This window comes from Bradyrhizobium lablabi (assembly GCF_018131005.1).
GTDB classification, from domain to species: domain Bacteria; phylum Pseudomonadota; class Alphaproteobacteria; order Rhizobiales; family Xanthobacteraceae; genus Bradyrhizobium; species Bradyrhizobium lablabi_D.
The window spans coordinates 50,253-71,187 of sequence record NZ_JAFCJK010000001.1; the positions used below are offsets into that span (position 1 = coordinate 50,253).

The following is a 20,935-nucleotide window of genomic DNA, read 5'->3' on the forward strand; positions in this document are numbered from 1 at the left end:
GCGAAAGCAGGTTTTGGCCGGCGCGTCTGCGCCTTACTCTGCGGCCTGCGCCACTGGCTTCTTCGGCGGGAAGCGGCCGTAGAAGGTCTCGCCCTTGGCGGCCATCTCCTCGAGCAGCTTCGGCGGCGTGAAGCGGGAGCCGTACTTCTTCTCGAACTTCTGACAGAGCTCAACGAACTTCTTCGTGCCCATGAAGTCGATATAGGACAGCGTGCCGCCGGTGAACGGCGCGAAGCCGAAGCCGAGGATCGAGCCGACATCCGCCTCGCGCACATCAGTGATGACGTGGTCCTCGACGGTGCGTGCGGCCTCCACCGCCTGCACCACCAGGAAACGCTGCTTCAGCTCCTCGACGCTGAGCGTGTCAGGGTCGAGTTGCCTGGGCTGCAGGCCGGCAAGACCCGGCCACAGGCTCTTCTGGCCCTTGCCCTTCTCGGGATAGTCGTAGAAGCCCTTTGAGTTCTTGCGGCCGAAGCGACCCTGCTTCTCGACCATCTCGATCATCAGCTTCTTGTGACCCTGATTGACTGCATTGGGGCCGAGATCGGCTTCCGTAGCCTTCATGATCTTCAAGCCGAGATCGAGCGCGACCTCATCCGACAGCGACAGCGGGCCGACCGGCATGCCCGCCATCCTGGCGGTGTTCTCGATCATCGCCGGCGGCACGCCCTCGAGCAGCATCTCGTTTCCTTCCGCGATGTAGCGCATCACGCAGCGGTTGGCGAAGAAGCCGCGGGAGTCGTTCACCACGATCGGGGTCTTGCCGATCGCGCGCACATAGTCGAGCGCGGCGGCGAGCGCCGCGTCGCCGGTGTTCTTGCCCATGATGATCTCGACCAGCATCATCTTCTCGACCGGCGAGAAGAAGTGGATGCCGATGAACCTGCCCTGGTCCTTGAACTCTTCGGCAAGCGAGTTGATCGGCAGCGTCGAGGTGTTGGAGGCGAAGATCGCGTCCGTCTTCAACAGCGGCTGCGCCTTGGCATAAGTGTCCGCCTTGACCTTGCGGTCCTCGAACACGGCCTCGATGACGAGGTCGCAATCAGAGATCGCGCTGTAGTCCGATGTCGCCGAGATGCGCGCCAGGATGGCCTCGCCCTCCTCCGGCTTGGCGCGGCCCTTGGCGATCAGGCCATCGATCACTGACTTCGCATGCGCCTTGCCCTTGTCGGCGCTCTCCTGATCGCGATCGACCAGCACCACGTCGATCCCGGCCTTGGCCGAGACGTAGCCGACGCTCGCGCCCATGAAGCCGGCGCCGATCACCGCGAGCTTCTTGACTTTGGTCGGCGGCACATTGGCCGGGCGCCGCGCGCCCTTGTTCAGTTCCTGCATCGACAGGAACAGCGAGCGGATCATCGCCGCCGCTTCCTTGGAGCGCAGGATCTGTGTGAAGTAGCGCGACTCCACCCGTAGCGCGGCGTCGATCGGCAATTGCAGGCCTTCATAGACGCAGCTCATGATCGCGCGGGCGGCCGGATAATTGTCGTAGGTCTCGCGGCGATAGATCGCGTTGCCAGCCGGGAACATCTGCATGCCCATCTTGGAGAAGACGGGGCCGCCGGGCAGCCTGAAGCCCTTCTCGTCCCACGGAGCGACCGGCTTGCCGCCGCCCTTGATCCAGTCCTTCGCGGCCTTGATCAGGTCTGCGGCCGGCACGATGGCGTGGATCAAATTGAGCGACTTGGCCCTGGCGAGATTGACCGCCTCGCCCTTGAGCAGCATCTGCATCGCATCCTGCGGCGGCACGATTCGCGGCACGCGCTGGGTACCGCCGGCGCCCGGGAACAGCCCGACCTTGATCTCGGGCAGGCCGAGCCTGGTCTTCGGATTCTCGGCTGCGACACGATAATGGCACGACAGCGTGACCTCGAAACCGCCGCCGAGCGCGAGCCCGTTGATCGCGGCGACCCACGGCTTGCCCGAGGTTTCGATCGAGCGGAACACCTGCGAGAAGCGGCGGCTCTGCTCGAACAGCACCTGGTTGGCGGCTTCCTCGCCCTTTTCCTTGAGCAGTTGCGCATAGGTGCGGCTCATGCCCTCGAGCATCGAGAGATCGGCGCCGGCGCAGAACGCCTCCTTGCTGGAGGTGATGACGACGCCCTTGACCGCGGCATCGGCCGTGGTCTGCTTCACGATCTCCTCGAGCTCTCGGATCGAGGTCTCGTCGAGCACGTTCATCGAACGACCCGGGATGTCCCAGGTGACGAGCGCGATGCCGTCGGCGTCGGTTTCGAACTTGAAATTCTTGAAAGCCATGTGGTGCTCCCTCGGTGCCAGCAGCCGATCTCAGGCGCGGCGGTTGACTGTGATCTCGTAGGGTGGGTTAGCGAAGCGTAACCCACCAACCTCTTTCGCCGTGGCGCGGTGGGTTACGCCTTCGGCTAACCCACCCTACGGCCGTTACACGCGCTCGATGATGGTGGCGGTGCCCATGCCCCCGCCGATGCACAGCGTCACCAGCGCCGTCTCCTTGTTGGTGCGCTCGAGCTCGTCGAGCACGGTGCCGAGGATCATCGCGCCGGTGGCGCCTAGCGGATGGCCGAGCGCAATTGCGCCGCCGTTCACGTTGATCTTGGCATTGTCGATGTCAAAGGCCTGGATGTAGCGCAGCACGACTGAGGCGAAGGCCTCGTTGAGCTCGAACAGGTCGATGTCCGATTTTTTCATGCCGGAGCGCTCGAACAGCTTCTCGGTGACGTCGACCGGGCCGGTCAGCATCATCGCGGGCTCCGAACCGATGTTGGCAAACGCCCGGATTTTTGCGCGCGGCTTCATGCCATGCCTGGCGCCGGCCTCCTTGCTGCCGAGCAGCACCGCGCCGGCGCCATCGACGATTCCGGAGGAGTTGCCGGCGTGGTGGACGTAATTGACCTTCTCAATCTCCGGATGCGACTGCACCGCGACCGCGTCGAAACCCGCCATGGCCGCCATTGCGGCGAAGGACGGCTGCAATTGCGCCAGCGACTGCATCGTCGTGGAGGGGCGCATATGCTCATCCTTGGCGAGGATGGTAAGGCCGTTGATGTCCTTCACCGGCACCACCGACTTGTTGAAGCGGCCTTCGTCCCAGGCCTTGCCGGCGCGCTGCTGGCTCTGCACGGCATAGGCGTCGACGTCGTCGCGCGAGAAGCCGTATTTGGTCGCGATCAGATCGGCCGAGACACCCTGCGGCATGAAATAGGACGGCACCGCCATCGACGGGTCCATCGGCCAGGCGCCGCCGGAGGCGCCGATGCCGACTCGGCTCATCGATTCCGCGCCGCCGCCGATCACGAGCTCGTGCTGGCCGCTCATGATCTGAGCGGCAGCGAAATTTACGGCATCGAGCCCGGAGGCGCAGAAGCGGCTGATCTGCACACCCGGCACCTTCTCGCCGAGACCGGCTTTCAGCGCGGCGAAGCGCGCGATGTCGGAACCGGCCTCGCCGACCGGATCGACCACGCCGAGGATGACGTCGTCGACGGTGTCTTCGCCGAGATTGTTGCGCTCCTTCAGCGCCTTCAGCGGCACGGTGGCGAGCGCCAGCGCGGTGACCTCGTGGAGCGCGCCATCAGGCTTGCCGCGGCCGCGCGGGGTGCGAACGTGATCGTAGATATATGCCTCAGGCATGACGCCCTCCTTGATATGAGGATCATAATATATAGCCGAACGGAGCGCCGCCGCAGGGGTCCGTCGACAATTTTCAGAACGCTTCCGCGGCCAGTTCCATCGTGGTCGCGCTGCCGCTCTGGACCCGCGCCAGGTGCACGGCGGTCTCCGGCAGCAGCTTCTCCATGAAGAAGCGGCCGGTGACGAGCTTGGTGCTGAGGTAAGACGTCGTGTCACCGGCGGCGATCTTGTCCTGCGCGACCTTCGCCATCTTTGCCCACATGTAGCCGAGCGCGACCAGGCCGAACAGCCTCATGTAGTCGGTCGCCGCCGCGCCGGCGTTGTCCGGCTTGGTCAACGCGTTCTGCATCAGCCAGCCGGTCGCCTGTTGCAGGTGGCCGAGCGCGGTCGAGAGCGGGGTGATGAACGGCTTCATCGCCTCGTTCCCGCCGTGCTCCTTGGCGAAGGCGCCGACCTCGCCGAAAAACGCCATCGCGGCGCGTCCGCCGTCGCGCGGCAGCTTGCGGCCGACGAGATCGAGCGCCTGGATGCCATTGGCGCCCTCATAGATCATGGCGATGCGGGAATCGCGCACGAACTGCTCCATGCCATGCTCGGCGATGTAGCCGTGGCCGCCGAACATCTGCTGGGCCGAAACCGTGTTGGCGAAGCCGGTGTCGGTGAGCACGCCCTTCAGCACCGGCGTCATCAGGCCCATGTGGTCGTCAGCCTCCTGGCGATCCTTGGGATCGTTGGAGCGGTGAGCGACGTCGCTCTTCAGCGCGGTCCAGATCACCATGGCGCGCGCAGCCTCGTTGAAGGCGCGAATCGTCAGCAGCGTGCGGCGCACGTCGGGATGCACGATGATCGGGTCGGCCGGCTTGTCGGGCGCCTTCGCGCCGGTCAGCGCGCGGCCCTGCACGCGCTCGCGCGCGTACGCCGCTGCGTTCTGATAGGCAACTTCGGACTGCGCGAGACCCTGCACGGCGACGCCGAGGCGGGCCTCGTTCATCATCACGAACATGCCCTGCATGCCCTTGTTCTCTTCGCCAATCAACCAGCCGGTGGCGTTGTCGTAGTTCATCACGCAGGTCGAATTGCCGTGGATGCCCATCTTGTGCTCGATCGAGCCGCAGGTCACGCCGTTGCGCGCGCCGAGCGAGCCGTCGGCATTGACCAGCACCTTCGGCACCACGAACAGCGACACGCCCTTGATGCCGGCTGGTGCGCCTTCGATGCGCGCCAGCACGAGATGGATGATGTTCTCGGTCAGGTCGTGCTCACCGGCGGAGATGAAGATCTTGGTGCCGGTGATCTTGAAGCTGCCGTCGGCCTGCCGCACCGCCTTGGTGCGCAACAGGCCGAGATCGGTGCCGCAGTGCGGCTCGGTGAGGTTCATGGTGCCGGTCCACTCGCCTGCGACCATCTTCGGCACATAGGTCTTCTTCTGCTCTGCCGAGCCGTGCACCACCAGCGCGGCGGTCGCGCCCATGGTGAGGCCGCCATACATCGAGAACGCCATGTTGGCGGAGATCTGGAATTCGTTGACCGCCTGGCTCAGCACCACAGGCAGGCCCTGCCCGCCATATTCTGATGGCGCCGACAGGCCGAGCCAGCCGCCCTCGGCGACCTGCCTGAAGGCTTCCTTGAACCCCTTCGGCGTGGCGACGCTGCCGTCATCGGCCCGCTTGCAGCCTTCGAGGTCACCCACGCGATTGAGCGGCTGCAGCACTTCCTCGCTGAGCTTCGCGGCCTCGCCGAGGATCGCCTCGCGGACGTCGGCCGACGCGTCGGTGAAGCCCGGGAGATTGTCGTAGCGATCGATCTGAAACACGTCGTTGAGAAGGAAGCTGACGTCCTCGACGGGGGCTTTGTAGGTCGGCATGCTGTTCTCCTGGCCGGCTCGCGGTCGCATTTGCGACGATTGCAGTTCGGCCTTTCCCTGGGTTCGCTTGGATGGACCTTATCCGCTTCCGAAGGTCTGCGGCAGTAACTATCCGGGCTGTGATTGCGACGTTGCGCCGCCCTGCCTCGTCAACTCATCTGCCATGAGCCGATGCAGCAGGTTGATGGCCTTGAGCGGGCGCACCATCACCTTGAAATGCGCGATCCGGCCGTCTGCATCGAAAGAGATGATGTCGACGCCGTTGATCCTGATGCCGTCGATCACGCTTTCGAATTCGAGCACCGCGCCGGTGCCGTTGGTCCATTCGCCTGTATATTTGAACGTCGGGCCGCCGAGGACCCGCGCGGCGCTGGTCAGATATTTGAAAGTGACGTCGCGGCCGCGTTGCGGCGTGTGCACGACCGGGCTTTCGAACACCGCGTCGGGATGCAGCAGATCCCATAGCGCCGCGTTGTCGTGCGACTTCATATAGGCGTACCACGTGTCGAGGCCCGGCTTGGTCATCGGACGTCTCCTGCGGACAGAGAGCGCGACAGCGTGCCCGCAATCGCGTCGCGCCATATATGCATATTGACGCATATGCACCATCGCACATAATGTCAAGCGATCTCGGGACAACGAGAGAACAGATACGGAGGTGGGCGTTGGCGCTCGGTGACGCAATCCTCGCATGCCTCACGGAACGGCCGATGACGGGCTATGAGCTCGCCAAGACGTTCGACGCCTCGATCGGCTTCTTCTGGAAGGCCGACCACCAGCAGATCTATCGCGAACTCTCCCGCCTGCGCGACAAGGGCCATGTCCAGGGCCGTGAGGTGGTGCAGTCAGGCAAGCCCAACAAGCTCGTCTATACCTTGACCGCGGAAGGCCGCGCGGCGCTGAAGCATTGGGCGGCGAGACCCAGCGTGCCGCCATCGATCAAGGACGACCTGCTGGTCCGGCTTTACGCGCTCGACTGCGTTGACATCGAACCGCTGCGCACCGACCTGATGGCGCGGCTCGAGCATCACCGCGACCGCTATGAGCGCTACGAACGCCTGCTGAACAAGCGCTTTCCCGATGGCATCGCACCGCCGGCCGACCTCGGCAAGATGCTGGGCTTGCGCATCGGGATGCGGCACGAGCGCGTCGTGGTCGAATGGTGCGAGGAGGCCCTCGACGCGCTCTCTGCGATCGCGACCCGCGGCAACGCACTACCGCTCGATGACGACAGACGCGAAGGCAGTGGCTGAGCGCGTCCCGCTCCTGTCCCGAGCCGGGTATTCGGTTGCCACTTCCATAACTTTAGGGCTCGGCGGTCCAATTCCTTAACCCGTTATTTACCGTGACGGGAAAAAGTCGGGAGCTGAGGCAGACGACCCGCGCAAAATTCGATTGTCTCTTAACCGGGACGCACGGGGAGGCTGTGGGCGCAAAATGGGGCGCCGGAGTCGGGACCGGACGGAATCATGAATTCGCGCGTATCGTGGAGTGTTGACGGCATCGATCCATCCGTCCGCGAAAGGGCCGAGGCGGCTGCGCGCCGCGCCGGCATGTCGCTGAACGACTGGCTCAATTCCACCGTCGGCGAAGCACCCCCGCCGGACTTCCGTACGCCCCATGATGAGCGGCCGCCGCTGCCCGGCCGCGAAAGCCACGACGTCGCGGACATCCATCAGCGGCTCGATGCGATCACCCGCCAGATCGAACAAATTGCGAAGCCAGCGCCGCGCAGCGACGCGCGTTCGGAAGTGCCGCGCGGCCAGCCCGCAATCGCGCGGCAGTTGAACGACGCCATCTCGCGACTCGACGCGAGGCTGTCGCAGATTTCCAGGCCGCAACCCGCCCGCGAGCCGCAAATCGGCGAGCAGCCGCAAGACCGGCAACACCAAGCCGACGCGATCGAGCGCGCCGCCGCACAGGTCTATCGTCCCTCGCCGCCGTTGAGCCCGGCCTCGTTCGATTCGGCGATTGCAGAAATTGCCGCGCGCCAGAACGAGCTCGATGCTCCTGCGCCGCGCCAGATGCCGCCGCGCAGCGCGCCGCCGGCGGCGCCCGCGGAGCAGCCCACGGCCGCCCATGCACCGCCGTCTCCGGCGGCGTCTGCCGGACCAGACTTCTCCTCGCTCGAACGTCATCTGCTCAAGATCACGAGCCAGATCGAGGCGCTGCAGCGTCCCGACCATACCGAGCAATCGATCGCCGCCTTCCGAACCGAGCTTGCGGAAATCCGCCAGGCTATCACCGAGGCGATGCCGCGCCGCGCGATCGAATCGATCGAGAACGAAGTCCGTTCGCTGCATCGTCGCATCGACGAGATCCGACAGGAGAACGGCGGCAGCCAGGCGATCACCGGAATCGAACGCGCATTGTCCGAAATCCGCGAGGTGCTGCGCACGCTGACGCCCGCCGAGCAGCTCACGGGCTACGACGAGGCAATTCGCAATCTCGGCGCCAAGCTCGACATGATCCTTCGCGCCAGCGACGATCCCTCGACGATGCATCAGCTCGAGGGCGCGATTGCGGCGCTGCGGGCCATCGTCTCGAACGTCGCCTCCAACGACGCGCTGCTGCGGCTCTCCGAGGACGTCCACGCGCTGTCGGCCAAGGTCGACCAGCTCGCGCAGGCGTCGCACTCCAACATTCACGGCGATGCCGTTGCCGCGCTCGAGCGGCGCATCGCCGCGCTGACCTCGACGCTGGAGGAGCGCGAGCGGCCGGCCGGCAATGAGAATTCGGAGGCTGTCGAGAGCGCGGTTCGCACGCTCTCGGAACGCATTGACCGCCTGCAGGTCGGCAACGACAGCGCTTCGGCGTTCGCCCATCTCGAACAGCGCGTGTCGTATCTGCTCGAGCGGCTGGAAGCTTCCTCTTCCGAGCAGCGCTCCGGCAATCTCGATCGGGTCGAGGAGGCGCTGCATGACATCATGCGGCACCTCGAGGCCCAGCACGCCCATATCGCCTCGCTTGCCGACGCCACCCGTAACATCGGCGCCCCCTCGGCACAGCCGATGATGGACAGCGGCCTCGCCGACATGATGAAACGCGAGCTGTCGGACATCCGCTTCAGCCAGTCGGAAACCGACCGCCGGACCCAGGATTCGCTGGAAACGGTTCACAACGCTCTCGGCCATGTTGTCGACCGGCTGGCAATGATCGAGGCCGATCTGCGCACGGTCCGCACCGCGCCGCCGCCCCCGGCTTCGCCCGCGCCGGTCGAACCGCGGATGGAAACGCCGCCGCCGGTGATGCCGCAGCCGAAGCCCGAACTGCACAATCCCGCGCTGGCGCAGGAGCATTTCGCTGCCGCGCCGCGCGACTTCCATGCCGCGGAGCCGCCGGCGGTGGCAGCCCCGCCGCTGCTGCCGCCCGTCCCACCGCGGGCCATCAGCGAGATCCTCGAGCCGCATGCCGCGACAGCGCGAGCAGTGATGGCGCCGGAACTGCCGCCGGATCATCCGCTTGAGCCGGGCACCCGTCCCACCGGCCGAACGCCATCTCCGTCGGAGCGGATCGCCGCGTCCGAGGATGCGATCAGCGAAATTCCCGCGGGCAAGAAGGAGCCAGTCTCGACGTCGAGCTTCATCGCGGCCGCGCGTCGTGCTGCGCAGGCGGCCGCCGCGCAACCCGTCAACGACAAGGCCGCGCGCTCCGCCAGCAAGGCCGCCGCCAAAGCCAAAGAGAAGGCCGACAAGGCCGAAAGGGCCAAGGCCACTCTCAAGATTGGCGCAGCCGAGGGGGCCTCTTCGAGCATTACCTCCAAGATCCGCTCGCTGCTGGTCGGCGCGAGCGTCGTCGTGATCGTGCTCGGCACCTTCAAGATGGCGATGAACCTGCTCGACACCGGCGCCGCGCCGCAGATACCGGCGATGGAAAATCCGAGCCAGCCGGCGCCCACTGAGAATTCCGCCGCGCCGGCACCAGCCGCGCCAGTCGCGCCGACCACGTCGCCCTCGCCATCGATGACGTCGCCGACCCCACTCGACAAGCAATCGAACAACAGCCCGGCGCCGAACATGCTGGACGGCACGCAGATCGCGATCCCGTCGGCCCCGGCACAGGCCGCAGCATTTATCGCGCCGACGCCGGTCAGCGCCAACGATGTCACCGGCACGATCCCGACAGCGGCGTCGGTTGCCGGCAAGCTCGCGACGATCCAGATTCCGTCGGGCGAGAGGCTGCCCGATGCCATCGGCGGACCGGTGCTGCGCGCGGCGGCGCTGAAGGGCGATCCGGCCGCGGCCTATGAGGTCGGCGTGCGTTACGCCGAGGGCAAGGGTATTCCCTCCAACCTCGATGAAGCCGCCAAATGGTATAGTCGCGCCGCGCAGGCGGGCATAATACCCGCGATCTTCCGGCTCGGCACGTTCTACGAGAAGGGCCTGAGCGTGCAGCGCGATGTCGATGTCGCGCGACGCTACTATGTGCAGGCAGCCGAGCGAGGCAATGCCAAGGCGATGCATAACCTCGCGGTGCTCGCCGCCGATGGCGGCGGCAAGGGCGCCGACTATAGCAGCGCGGCGCAGTGGTTCCGCAAGGCGGCCGACCGCGGCGTGGCGGACAGCCAGTTCAACCTCGGCATCCTCTATGCGCGTGGGATCGGCGTCGAACAGAACCTCGCGGAATCCTTCAAATGGTTCAGCCTTGCGGCGGCACAGGGCGATGCCGATGCCGCCCAAAAGCGCGACGACATCGTCAAGCGGCTCGATCCGCAGTCGCTGGCGGCGGCGAAGCTCGCGATCCAGACTTTCACCGCCGAGCCGCAGCCGAGCGACGCGATCAGGGTCGCAGCCCCGGCTGGCGGCTGGGACAGCGCTCCCGCCCAGGCCGTCCCGGCGAAGCCTGCCAAGCAGGCAGCGCGGCGGAGCGCCGTCCTCGCCGCTCGCTGACGAGAGGCGATTGCGGCGGCGGACTGGCGCCGCCATATACCTCCACGACACAACCGTATAGATGGGCACGCATTACGCGAACGGCCCCTGCCGCGGGGAGGATTTTGCTTGTCTGCCGATGACCGCCGCAATGAACGAGCAGAAGTCCGCCGTTCGTCGCCCACAGGTCCCCGAGTCGTACCGCCGCGTCAGACGCAGCCACGCGGTGCGCAGCCTCCCGCAGCTCCCGCACGTAGGACCGACGCCGCCCATTATCCACACGGCGCCTTCAAACCCTCCTTCTGGTCGGTAGCCATCTTTGTGCTGCTGCTGTCGGGCGTCGGCATTCGCGCCTATTGGGACCTGTCGCGGCCAGACGCCTGGGACTATTGGCGCGAGACTCATGTCTCGGCGAGCATGACATCGACCGTCATTCCCAGTGCGGACATAGATGGATCGGGCCACGGCCGACGTACGCTTGCGATCAGCGGCGAAATCGGCAAGGCGAGCGCGAGCTGGTTCCGCGACCGGCTCGACGAGGCGCGGCTGTCGGCGGGAGACGCCATTCTGCTGTCGTCGGATGGCGGCAAGCTGAACCAGGCCGCCATCATGGGCGAGACCATCCGCGCGCGCGGACTCGTCACCGCAGTTGGCATGGCCGATGCGTCCGGCCGGATACGTGCCTCCTCTTGCGCCAGTGCCTGCGTTCTGGTCTATGCCGGAGGTAAAACTCGCTACGGCATCCACGGATCGATGCTCGGCGTTCACCGCTTCACTACACCCATTCCCATGGATGATCCCGTTGCCGAAACCCAGCGCACGCAGGGCATGGTGCTCGGCTACATGACCAAGATGGGCGTCTCGTCGACGATCGTCGAGGCGATGTCGCAGACTTCCGAGATTCGCTGGCTGAGCCCGAAGCAGGCACTCGCGATGAATCTCGTCACGACGCCGGTCAATCCGCCCTGAGCCCGCGCTCATGTCATTAATCTGAATCATCAACCACGTCCGCGGGATCAGACGCGAGGTGCGGCAAAAAGGCCGCGTGCACCGGATTCTTTAGTCCCTCCTTCGGCGGATTTCGGTTATTCAGGGACGCGGCAATCGATCCACGTTCGCCTGCAGCCTGCGCGCCAACCGGATTTTCTTGCCGGCCAAAAGCTCGACCAAACACCACGCCGTGAAGCGGCCTTGAGCCCTTATTGCGACAACAAGAAGCGACCCGCGTGCAGCTCTATCTCCCGATCGCCGACATTCCCGTCAATGTCTTCCTCATCCTGGCGATGGGTGCGGCGGTTGGCTTCGTCTCCGGCATGTTCGGTATCGGCGGCGGCTTCCTGATGACGCCGCTCTTGATCTTCGTCGGGATCGCGCCGGCGGTCGCGGTCGCCTCTGTCGCGAGCCACATCGCGGCCTCATCCTTCTCCGGCGCGATCTCGTACTGGCGAAGACGCGCGATCGACCCGGTGCTGGCCATCGTGCTGTTGACGGGCGGCACGATCGGCACCGCGCTTGGCGTGTGGACCTTTACCGTGCTGCGCTCGCTCGGTCAGCTCGACCTGATGATCGCGCTGTCCTACGTCATCCTGCTGACCACCGTGGGCGGGCTGATGTTCTGGGAAGGCTTGCGCGCCATGCTCCGCGTCCGGCGCGGCGGCGCGGTCTCGGTCCGCAAGCCCGGCAGCCATGGCTGGATCCATGGCCTGCCGCTGAAGATGCGTTTCAAGCGCTCCAAGATCTACCTCTCGGTCATTCCCGTCGTCGTGGTCGGCCTCATCATCGGGTTCATTGGAGCGGTCATGGGTATCGGTGGCGGCTTCATCCTGGTGCCGCTGATGATCTATCTGTTGCGGGTGCCGACCTCGACCGTGATCGGCACCTCGATGGTGCTGACCCTCGTCACGATGGTGTTCGCCACCATGCTGCACGCGGTGACCAATCACCTGGTCGATGCGGTGCTGGCGCTGATCCTGATGATCGGCGGCGTCACCGGCGCCCAGTTCGGCGCGCGCGCGGGCCAGAAGATCCGCGGCGAGCATCTGCGCCTCCTGCTCGGCCTGCTCGTGCTCGCAGTCGGCATCCGCTTTGCGGTCGAGCTGGTGATCCGGCCCCAGGATCTCTTCAGCATCCGCGAAACCGGCGGAGCCGCGCCATGAAGCCGCGCGCCCCGCTCGCCATCGCTGGCCTCTTGGCCACCATGCTTGCGACGACGCCCGTTCATGCCGAGCGGCTGATCGTCTCAGTTTCCAACCACCGCGTCACGGTGACGCCGAATTATTCGGGCGGCGAACTCGTGCTGTTCGGGTCGGTCGAGAAGGACGCCCGGACGCCGCCCAATCGTGACAGTTACGACCTTGTCGTCACCGTCAGCGGGCCGCGCGCCGACATGGTGACGCGGCGCAAGGAGCGCAAGTTCGGCATTTGGATCAACACCGACTACCGGCAGTTCCTGCAGGTGCCGGGCTATCTCGCGCTGTTCTCGAACCGTCCGTTCGACCAGATCGCCTCGCCCGAGGTGCAGCGGCGTCAGCAGCTCGGGCTCAACAACGTGCTGCTGATGCAGCGCGTCGGTCCCGACTATGCCGACGTGGTCCCGAACGACGCGTTCCGCAGCGCCTTCGTGCGGCTGCGCTCCGAGCGCGGGCTCTATCGCGAGGCGACGTCTGCCGTGACCTTCCTGACGCCGACCCTGTTCCGCACCGGCATTCCGCTGCCGGCCGATGTGCCGATCGGCACCTACAATGTCGAGATCAAGCTGTTCGCCGACGGCGCCCTGGTGACCAGGACCGACACCGCGTTTGAGATCGTCAAGGTCGGCTTCGAACAGTTCGTCGCCACCACCGCGCGGCAGAACGGATTTGTCTACGGCCTCGTCACCGCGGCCATGGCGCTGATGACCGGCTGGATGGCTTCGATCGTGTTCCGCAAGGATTGACGCAGTCCTCATGGTGAGGAGCCGCAAAGCGGTGGCCGTGACTCACAGCAAGAATCCTACCCCCATCGCGAGCACGCTGACGAGCATTACGCCGGTGGAGAGCCAGCCGAGCCAGTAGAGCGGCCCGCCGATCACGAAGCGGCCCATCACGTCCCGCTGGCGCGCCATGACCATCAACAGCACCATGACGGGGACGGCGAGCACGCCGTTGACGACCGCACTCCAGAACAGCGCCGAGATTGGATCGATCGGCGTGAAGTTGAGCCCGATCCCGATCGCGCCCGACAGCGCCAGCACCGAATAGAACGCGATCGCCTCCTTTGGCTTGCGCGCGAGTCCGACCGGCCATTGCCGTCCCTCGCCCACCGCATAGGCGGTCGCGCCCGCCAGCACCGGAATCGCCAGCAGGCCGGTGCCGATGATGCCGAGTGCGAAGATCACTTCCGCGAACGGGCCGGCGATCGGGCGCAGCGCCTCGGCCGCCTGCGCCGAAGTTGCAATGTCGGTCTTGCCTGATGCGTGCAGCGTCGCCGCAGCGGTGGTGATGATCGACAGCGCGATCAGGTTCGAGAACGCCATGCCGACGATAGTGTCGGCGCGGATACGTGAGAATTCCCTGCGCGCGCCGTATTGCTTCTCGATCAGGGGATGCTTGGTGGCATCGACCCGCTGCTCCTCGGCCTCCTGCGAGGCCTGCCAGAAGAACAGATAGGGCGAGATGGTCGTGCCGAGGATCGCAACGATGGTGGTGAAATAATCCGCGCGCCAGGCGATGCGGGGAAGCAGCACGCCGGCGAGCGCGTCGCTCCACGACACTTTGGCGAAGGCCAGCGCCGCGACATAGGAGAACAGGCTGAGCGTCAGCCATTTCAGCACCGCGACGTAGCGCTTGTAGTCCATGAAGATCTGCGCGACCACCGAGGTCACGCCGAACAGCAGCACGTAGAGCAACGCGGGTCCGCCGACCAGGAGCCTTGCCGCATCCGCCATCGCAGCAAGGTCGGCGGCGATGTTGACGGTGTTGGCAATAAACAGCAGGGTCACAACGACGACCAGGAGCCAGTTCGGATAATGCCGGCAGACATTGCCGGAGATGCCGTGTCCGGTGACGCGGCCGACCCGCGCGGAAATCTCCTGGATCGCCGCCATCAGCGGGAAGGTGAGCAGCATCGTCCAGCCGATGCCGTAACCGAGCTGCGCACCGGCCTGGCTGTAGGTGCCGATGCCCGACGGATCGTCGTCGGAGGCGCCGGTGATCAGTCCGGGGCCAAGCGCCTTCAGGGCGCGGCGGAGGCTGAACCGCTCGCGCGGGGCCTTGGCCGCCGGCGCATGACCGTCCTTATCATGGTGCTTCCGCTTGATTTGCCTGTGCTGCGTCATGACCGGCTCCGGCGCGACAACGAACCGGACATGCGCCGGTTCCACCGATGAAACCGCTCACTCCTCTCAATCCGCGAGGTCAGGCACCTGATGATGGCTCGATCTCAGTCGCAACGCCCGGCTCGAGAATGCGCAGCCGCCGGCCGAAGCCGAGCGTGTCGAAGGATGCGCGGAGATCCTGGGCGTTCTGACGGAAATGCGCCCAGCCATCGGTATGAACCGGCAGGATCACGGCGTCCGCAAAGGCCCGCGCGGTCTCGATCGTATCGTTGGTGTCCATCGTGAGGTGGAACGGCCCGCGGGTCTGCGCGGCGCCCGCGAACGGCAGCACCACGCCGCATTTGAAGCGGCGCGCGACCTCGGCGACGCCGTCGAACCAGGTGGTGTCGCCGCTGATATAGATCGGGCGGCTGCCGGATTTGCGCGATTGCACCACGAAGCCGATGACATCCCCGGACAACGGCTCGATCCCGGCCGGCCCGTGCCGCGCCGGCGTCGCGGTGATGGTGAGGGTGTGCCCGCCCTTCGTGAGCTCGGTCGATTGCCAGGGCATGAACCCTTCGGTCTTGCCGCCGAGCCGCTTTGCGCCCGCCTCGGTCGTCAAGACGCGCTTCGCCTGGCCGAGGAAATCGCGGCCCGAATGGTCGAGATTGTCCGAATGCTGGTCGTGGCTGAGCAGCACCGCGTCGATCTCGCCGACATCGCGCGGGCCAAGCGCGGGTCCGGTCAGCTTCTCCAGCTTCACATGCGGCAATTGATAGTCGCCGGGGCCATCGAAGGTCGGATCGGTGAGGAGACGGAAACCGTCGATCTCGATCAGCGCCGTGGGCCCGCCGATCAGGGTGATGGTGAGACTCATGTCGCACTCCTCTTCGCTGCGGCGGCCGCGGGGTGGGTCACCAGGTAAATGCCGAGCGCCACCGGAACGATCCCGGCGAGGTCGCGAAATTCGACGTGCTCGCCGAGCACGAGGTACGCAAAGAGCATACCAAGCGGTGGCATCAGGAAGTGATAGGCGCTGGCGGCGGTTGCGCCACACACTTTCAGGAGATGAAACCACAGCAGATAGGCGAGGATCGAGCCGCCAAGGACCAGGAACGCAAAGGCGCCTGCGAGCCGCGTGCTCGGCGTGATCTCGCTGACGTCGTTGAGCGTGAAGGCGAAGGGCAGAAGCGCCAGGCCGCCGGCGACGTTCTGGATGCCGTTGCCGACCCACAGCGACCCTTTCGGCGCCAGCAGCTTGAACAGGATGGTGCCGCCGACAATCGAGGCCAGCGAGGCCAGCGTGAACAGGATGCCGTGCAGGCTGTCCGACCCGACCGAAATCCGGTGCCAGACGATGAAGGCAACCCCGGTGATGCCGAGCACCAGCCCGGCGGCCTTCCGCCAGGTCATGGCTTCGCCAAGCACAACCGCCGCCAGCATCGCCGTGAAGACAGGATTGGCCGACACGATCAGGCCGCCGAGGCCGGCCGATACCGTCCTCAGGCCGGTATAGCCGAGGCCGAGATAGAGGGCGTTGTTGGCGACGCCGAGCACGGCGAAGACGGCGATGTCGCGCCAGGACATCTGCCAGTCCTCGCCGCGGAGCGCCGCGATGCCGAGGATCAGGATGCCGGCGAGCGAGAACCGCGCGGTGAGCAGGAGCAATGGCGGGCAATCGGTGACACCGATCTTGCCGGCGACGAAGGCGTAGCTCCAGAGCAGGCAGAACAGCGCGATCAGCAACGGAAGCGTGTTGAAGCGGGTGCGGGGAAGCGCAAGCGCGGAGGCGCGGGACATCGGACTTCTCCTGGGGGTTTCCTTCGCTTCTGATCTAGGCGCGCGGCTTGATATTTGGAAATTAAATGATAGACTGACATTCAGTTGATTTTCAAATGGAGGCTGCGATGCTCGATCTGGAGCTGTTGCGCAGTTTCGTCTCGGTGGTCGATGCCGGCGGCTTCACCCGCGCCGGCGAGCGCGTCCATCGCACGCAATCGACGGTGAGCCAGCAGATCAAGCGGCTGGAAGAGGACGTCGGCCAGCCGCTATTGATCCGCAGCGGCAAGGACGTGACCCCAACCGAAGCCGGCGAGCGCCTGCTGTCCTATGCGCGACGCCTGCTGTCGCTCGCGGAAGAGGCACGCGACGTGCTTTCGCGACCGGACAATGAAGGCGCGATCCGGCTTGGGGTTCCCGAAGATTTCGCGGCCTATCGTCTCGCGAAACTGCTCGCCGCCTTCTCGCGATCGCACCCCAGGCTTCGTCTCGACATTCGCGCCGACCAGAGCGCGCATCTCAAGCGCGAGCTCGAGCGGGGCGAGCTTGATCTTGCACTGTTCAAGCGCGCGGCCGGCGAGAAAGGCGGCATCGCGGCGTGGCCCGAGCGCGTTCACTGGGTGACCAGCAAGGGCCATCCGCGAGACACCTCGACCGGTTCGGTGCCGCTGATCGGCTTTCCCTCCGGCTGCCTCTACCGTGCAGGCGCGATCCATGCGCTGGAAAGCGCTGGTCGCACCTGGCATATGGCGTACACGTCGTCCAATCTCGCCGGCATTCAGGCCGCGATCGCGGCCGGCATGGGTCTGAGCATCTTGTCGGAGATGGCGATCCAGGCCGATCATCGCGTGCTCACGGCGAAAGACGGATTTGCGCCGATTGACCGCACCGAAGTCGCCCTCGTCGCGGCTCCCGATGCGAGCCCGGCCACGCTGCGGCTTGCGGACCGGCTCGCGGATTTTTGCGAAACCGTGCAGGCGAAGGCGGCGTGAGAAGTCGCGCCGTGTCGCCTCTTTGTGTCGAGGGCTATGGCCTAACAACACCTCGACGCAACGAAGGCGTGGACGCGATCGTTGCCGAGCACATGGGCCGTGAAGCCCGGTGATCCGAAGATCCTTGCGAACGCAACGTCGCGGATGCTCAGGCCGCCGGTGTAGGCGCCGAAGGCCGGCATGACCGCGCGTTCGCCGTCGCTCGCGAAACAGCGGCGCTCGATCGCCCGGCCGCGGGTGGGCACGCGCGCCTTGGGATGCAGATGGCCGGCGATCTCACCGCTCGCACCAGTCGGCTCATGGCGGAACAGGATCGGGCCGATTGCGACTTCGGTCGCGACCACGCCGCCGAGATCGGACGGCAGCGCCGGATCGTGATTGCCCGAGACCCAGATCCAGTTGCGCCGCGCTTGCAGCGCGGCCAGCGCCTCGCGGTCGGGCGCGGACAATCGCGCATGAGCGGTTCGGTCGTGAAAGCTGTCGCCGAGCGCGATCACCCGGCGCGGATCGTGCCGCGCGATCACGGCGGCAAGGCGGCTCAGCGTTGCGACCGTGTCATAGGGCGGCAGCAGCACGCCGCGCGCGGCATAGCTCGAGCCCTTTTCAAGATGCAGGTCGGACACGACGAGCAGGCTCTGCTCTTGCCAGAACAGGGCGCCGGAGAAATCGGCAATGAAGCCGACGTCGGCGACCGTGACCCTCGAAACGCGCATGCCGTTCTCGTCTCCCGAAGCCTGCGCGCTTGCCGTCACGTCCTGTTCCCAGCGTTATGTCATGGCCTCCCGCACGAGCTCCTCGGCTGCTTCGGCCAGAAGTTCGTCGGATGCCTCGCCATAAACTGACTCGCGGCCGATTTCCAGCATCACCGGCACGGCGAGCGGAGAAACGTGATCAAGTTCCTTGTGGGTGATTCGCCCGTGGATACGCGAGAGCATGTCGCCGAGGCGGCGGAGATCGAGCAGGCCGGTGGCGGCATCGGCGCGCGCGGCGCGCAGCAGCACGTGGTCGGCCTGGTGCTTGCGCAAGACGTCATAGATCAGATCGGTCGAGAACAGCACCTGGCGGCGCGATTTCTCCTCGTCGGTGAAGCGGCGCGCGATCAGGCCGGAGATGATGGCGCAGTTGCGGAAGGTGCGCTTCATCAGCGCCGATTCCGCAAGCCACGCCTCCAGGTCGTCGCCGAGCATGTCGGGGTCGAACAGCGCGTTGAGATCGAGCTTGCCGTGCCTGACCATGAAGGAGAGATCGCCGACGCCCCAGATCGCGAGCGCATATTCGTTGGCGACGAAGCCGAGCGGCCGGGCGCGGGCGCGCTCCAGCCGCCGCGTGAGGAGCATGCCGAGGGTCTGGTGCGCGAGCCGCCCCTCGAACGGATAGCAAGCAAGATAATGGCTGCCACCACGCGGAAAGGTCTCGACCAGCAATTCGCGCACCGCCGGCACATGGGAGAATTTCCGCTGCAGCGACAGCCAGTCATGCACCTGGTCCGGCAACGCATTCCACGCGCGGCGGTCGTCGAGCAGCTTGCGGACCCGCTCGGCGAGATAGGTCGAGAGCGGAAACTTGCCGCCCATGTAGGACGGCACTTTTGCATCCTTGTCATTGGCGCGGGAGACGTAGACCTGGTCCTCGACCAAGGCCTCGTAGCGGACCACCTCGCCGCCAAAGACAAACGTGTCGCCGACCACGAGGCCCTCGATGAAGACTTCCTCGATCTCGCCGAGCATGCGGCCGCCGCGCGCGATCGCGCCGGTCGAACCGGTACCGCCGGCGCGCGAGCGCACCAGCCGCACCTTCAGCATGGTCTCCTCGACGATAGTGCCGACGTTGAGGCGGTAGCTCTGCCGCACCTTCGGATTGGCAACGCGCCAGCGCCCCTGCTTGTCCTGCCTGATCCGGGCGAAGCGCTCATAGGTCTTCAGCGCGTAGCCGCCGGTGGCGACGAAGTCGACGATATCGTCGAAATCGGCGCGGGCGAGCCCGGCATAGGGGACGGCAGTCACGACCTCGGCATAAAGCTCATCCGACAGAAATGGCTCGCCGCAGGCGCGGCCGAGCACATGCTGCGCCAGCACATCGAGCGCGCCCGATCGCAGCGGCGGCGTGTCCTGCGCGTTCTCCGCGATGGCATCGATTGCAACGGCGCACTCCAGCACCTCGAAGCGGTTGGCCGGCACCAGCACGGCCCGCGAGGCCTCATCGAACCGGTGATTGGCGCGGCCGATCCGCTGCATCAGCCGCGACGAGCCCTTGGGCGCGCCGATATTGATGACGAGGTCCACGTCGCCCCAGTCCACGCCGAGATCAAGCGAGGAGGTGCAGACAACGCCGCGCAATTTGCCGGCGGCCATCGCATCCTCGACCTTGCGCCGTTGCGCGACGTCGAGCGAGCCGTGATGCAGCGCGATCGCCAAACCATCGTCGTTCATGCGCCAGAGATCCTGGAAAAGCATCTCGGCCTGGCTGCGGGTATTGACGAAAACCAGCGTGGTCTTGTTGCGCCTGATGAGTTCATAGACCTCGCCGAGCGCATGGCGCGCGCTGTGGCCGGACCACGGCAGGCGCTCCCTGGTGTCGAGCATCTCGACGATCGGCGGCGTGGCACCGCCGGCAGTGACGACATCGGCGGAGGCACTCGCGCCGTCCGGCTGCGGCACGAGGAAACGCGCGAGCTGCTCGGGCTCGGCGACGGTCGCCGACAGGCCGATGGCGCGCATCTGCGGCGCGATCCGCCACAGACGGGCGAGCCCGAGCGAGAGCAGATCGCCGCGCTTCGAGGTGACGAGCGCATGCAATTCGTCGAGCACAACCCGCCTCAGCGAGGCGAACAGATAGGGCGCATCGTCGGAGGCGAGCAGCAGCGCAAGCTGCTCCGGCGTGGTCAGCAGAATATCCGGCGGATACCGCCGCTGCCGCTGCCGCCGCGATACTGGTGTGTCGCCGGTGCGGGTCTCGATTTTGATCGGCAGCTCCATCTCGGCGACCGGAGCCTCGAGGTTGCGCGCGATATCGACGGCAAGCGCCTTGAGCGGCGAGATGTAGAGCGTGTGAAGTCCGCCGGTGCGGCGGACCGAGCGGCCGGTGGAGATCAGGTTCGGGCGGACAGCCCCTGCTGTCTCACCGCGCGCGCCCTTGTCACGCTCCCCCGGGGCTAGGTGTGCGGGGTCGCCACGGTCAATCCCTTCGGTCAACTCTACCAGCGTCGGCAGGAAGCCCGCCAGCGTCTTGCCGGCGCCCGTGGGCGCGATCAGCAGCGCAGAGCGATCCTCGCGCGCCTTGGCAAGCAGCGCGAGTTGATGCGCGCGCGGCGACCAACCGCGCGAGGCGAACCACGCACGAAACGGCCGTGGCAGCAGGTCGGCCGTCTCCGACGGCGTCACGGAAAAGAGATCAAGCGTCGACACACCCAAGAGGTAGGTCGTTCAGGCGGCTTCGTCGAGGGTGGAACGAAAATGGCAGCAGGTGGCGCGATGGCCCGCCCGTTTGCGGAGAACGCGAAGTCGCTGCCTGGAAGTCACCTCGC

General features: G+C 66.0%; 15 protein-coding genes. 6 read left to right on the forward strand and 9 right to left on the reverse strand.

Annotated elements, in window-relative coordinates:
• Nucleotides 1-33: 33 nt before the first annotated feature.
• The 4 genes from JQ553_RS00255 to JQ553_RS00270 form a co-directional block, all read right to left on the reverse strand.
• On the reverse strand, nucleotides 34-2,259 hold the full coding sequence (locus JQ553_RS00255; protein WP_212497884.1) for an FAD-dependent oxidoreductase: 2,226 nt from the start codon (nucleotides 2,257-2,259) through the stop codon (nucleotides 34-36).
• 144 nt (nucleotides 2,260-2,403) lie between these two features.
• Nucleotides 2,404-3,612, reverse strand: coding sequence for an acetyl-CoA C-acetyltransferase (locus tag JQ553_RS00260; RefSeq protein ID WP_212497885.1), 1,209 nt, complete (start codon nucleotides 3,610-3,612; stop codon nucleotides 2,404-2,406).
• Between the two features lie 73 nt (nucleotides 3,613-3,685).
• Entirely contained in the window at nucleotides 3,686-5,476 is a 1,791-nt protein-coding gene (locus JQ553_RS00265) for an acyl-CoA dehydrogenase C-terminal domain-containing protein (protein ID WP_212497886.1), read from the reverse strand.
• A 108-nt stretch (nucleotides 5,477-5,584) separates the two neighbouring features.
• Nucleotides 5,585-6,001, reverse strand: a complete 417-nt coding sequence (locus JQ553_RS00270) for a nuclear transport factor 2 family protein (protein WP_212497887.1) — start codon at nucleotides 5,999-6,001, stop codon at nucleotides 5,585-5,587.
• A gap of 140 nt (nucleotides 6,002-6,141) precedes the next feature.
• Between JQ553_RS00270 and JQ553_RS00275 the strand changes: the two genes are divergently transcribed.
• From JQ553_RS00275 to JQ553_RS00295, 5 genes are all read left to right on the forward strand, one after another.
• On the forward strand, nucleotides 6,142-6,729 hold the full coding sequence (locus tag JQ553_RS00275) for a PadR family transcriptional regulator (protein WP_212497888.1): 588 nt from the start codon (nucleotides 6,142-6,144) through the stop codon (nucleotides 6,727-6,729).
• A gap of 216 nt (nucleotides 6,730-6,945) precedes the next feature.
• Entirely contained in the window at nucleotides 6,946-10,365 is a 3,420-nt protein-coding gene (locus JQ553_RS00280; RefSeq protein ID WP_212497889.1) for a tetratricopeptide repeat protein, read from the forward strand.
• Between the two features lie 300 nt (nucleotides 10,366-10,665).
• Nucleotides 10,666-11,313, forward strand: coding sequence for a hypothetical protein (locus JQ553_RS00285; RefSeq protein WP_312015075.1), 648 nt, complete (start codon nucleotides 10,666-10,668; stop codon nucleotides 11,311-11,313).
• Between the two features lie 257 nt (nucleotides 11,314-11,570).
• Nucleotides 11,571-12,500 carry a sulfite exporter TauE/SafE family protein gene (locus JQ553_RS00290; protein ID WP_212498749.1) on the forward strand — a complete coding sequence of 310 codons (930 nt, stop codon included), beginning with the start codon at nucleotides 11,571-11,573 and terminating at the stop codon, nucleotides 12,498-12,500.
• 41 nt (nucleotides 12,501-12,541) lie between these two features.
• Nucleotides 12,542-13,279: a TIGR02186 family protein gene (locus JQ553_RS00295; RefSeq protein ID WP_249143925.1), complete on the forward strand. Its 738-nt coding sequence runs from the start codon at nucleotides 12,542-12,544 to the stop codon at nucleotides 13,277-13,279.
• Between the two features lie 42 nt (nucleotides 13,280-13,321).
• On the opposite strand, the gene JQ553_RS00300 is transcribed toward JQ553_RS00295, so the two are convergent.
• From JQ553_RS00300 to JQ553_RS00310, 3 genes are all read right to left on the reverse strand, one after another.
• Nucleotides 13,322-14,659 carry an NRAMP family divalent metal transporter gene (locus JQ553_RS00300; protein WP_212497892.1) on the reverse strand — a complete coding sequence of 446 codons (1,338 nt, stop codon included), beginning with the start codon at nucleotides 14,657-14,659 and terminating at the stop codon, nucleotides 13,322-13,324.
• 79 nt (nucleotides 14,660-14,738) lie between these two features.
• Nucleotides 14,739-15,518: an MBL fold metallo-hydrolase gene (locus tag JQ553_RS00305; RefSeq protein WP_212497893.1), complete on the reverse strand. Its 780-nt coding sequence runs from the start codon at nucleotides 15,516-15,518 to the stop codon at nucleotides 14,739-14,741.
• The gene (locus JQ553_RS00310) at nucleotides 15,515-16,441 is read right to left on the reverse strand and encodes a DMT family transporter (protein WP_212497894.1); all 927 of its coding nucleotides are present in this window, start codon (nucleotides 16,439-16,441) and stop codon (nucleotides 15,515-15,517) included. The genes JQ553_RS00305 and JQ553_RS00310 overlap by 4 nt, the downstream gene beginning before the upstream one ends.
• A 107-nt stretch (nucleotides 16,442-16,548) precedes the next feature.
• Here JQ553_RS00310 and JQ553_RS00315 point away from each other — a divergent pair, with 107 nt between their 5' ends.
• Nucleotides 16,549-17,412 carry a LysR substrate-binding domain-containing protein gene (locus JQ553_RS00315; protein WP_212497895.1) on the forward strand — a complete coding sequence of 288 codons (864 nt, stop codon included), beginning with the start codon at nucleotides 16,549-16,551 and terminating at the stop codon, nucleotides 17,410-17,412.
• 41 nt (nucleotides 17,413-17,453) lie between these two features.
• Here JQ553_RS00315 and pdeM read toward each other — a convergent pair whose 3' ends face one another.
• Both pdeM and JQ553_RS00325 read right to left on the reverse strand, forming a co-directional pair.
• Nucleotides 17,454-18,125 (reverse strand): ligase-associated DNA damage response endonuclease PdeM, encoded by a 672-nt coding sequence (gene pdeM, locus JQ553_RS00320; RefSeq protein ID WP_212497896.1) that lies wholly within the window; start codon nucleotides 18,123-18,125, stop codon nucleotides 17,454-17,456.
• Nucleotides 18,126-18,179: 54 nt separating this feature from the next.
• Nucleotides 18,180-20,816, reverse strand: coding sequence for a ligase-associated DNA damage response DEXH box helicase (locus tag JQ553_RS00325; protein ID WP_409363028.1), 2,637 nt, complete (start codon nucleotides 20,814-20,816; stop codon nucleotides 18,180-18,182).
• Between the last annotated feature and the right edge of the window lie 119 nt (nucleotides 20,817-20,935).

Bases quoted from the DNA above. Each gene is read 5' to 3' on its own strand.
- JQ553_RS00255 (WP_212497884.1), bottom strand. From the start codon at position 2,259: ATGGCTTTCAAGAATTTCAAGTTCGAAACCGACGCCGACGGCATCGCG.
- JQ553_RS00260 (WP_212497885.1), bottom strand. From the start codon at position 3,612: ATGCCTGAGGCATATATCTACGATCACGTTCGCACCCCGCGCGGCCGC.
- JQ553_RS00265 (WP_212497886.1), bottom strand. From the start codon at position 5,476: ATGCCGACCTACAAAGCCCCCGTCGAGGACGTCAGCTTCCTTCTCAAC.
- JQ553_RS00270 (WP_212497887.1), bottom strand. From the start codon at position 6,001: ATGACCAAGCCGGGCCTCGACACGTGGTACGCCTATATGAAGTCGCAC.
- JQ553_RS00280 (WP_212497889.1), top strand. From the start codon at position 6,946: ATGAATTCGCGCGTATCGTGGAGTGTTGACGGCATCGATCCATCCGTC.
- JQ553_RS00295 (WP_249143925.1), top strand. From the start codon at position 12,542: ATGCTTGCGACGACGCCCGTTCATGCCGAGCGGCTGATCGTCTCAGTT.
- JQ553_RS00300 (WP_212497892.1), bottom strand. From the start codon at position 14,659: ATGACGCAGCACAGGCAAATCAAGCGGAAGCACCATGATAAGGACGGT.
- JQ553_RS00305 (WP_212497893.1), bottom strand. From the start codon at position 15,518: ATGAGTCTCACCATCACCCTGATCGGCGGGCCCACGGCGCTGATCGAG.
- JQ553_RS00310 (WP_212497894.1), bottom strand. From the start codon at position 16,441: ATGTCCCGCGCCTCCGCGCTTGCGCTTCCCCGCACCCGCTTCAACACG.
- JQ553_RS00315 (WP_212497895.1), top strand. From the start codon at position 16,549: ATGCTCGATCTGGAGCTGTTGCGCAGTTTCGTCTCGGTGGTCGATGCC.
- pdeM (WP_212497896.1), bottom strand. From the start codon at position 18,125: ATGCGCGTTTCGAGGGTCACGGTCGCCGACGTCGGCTTCATTGCCGAT.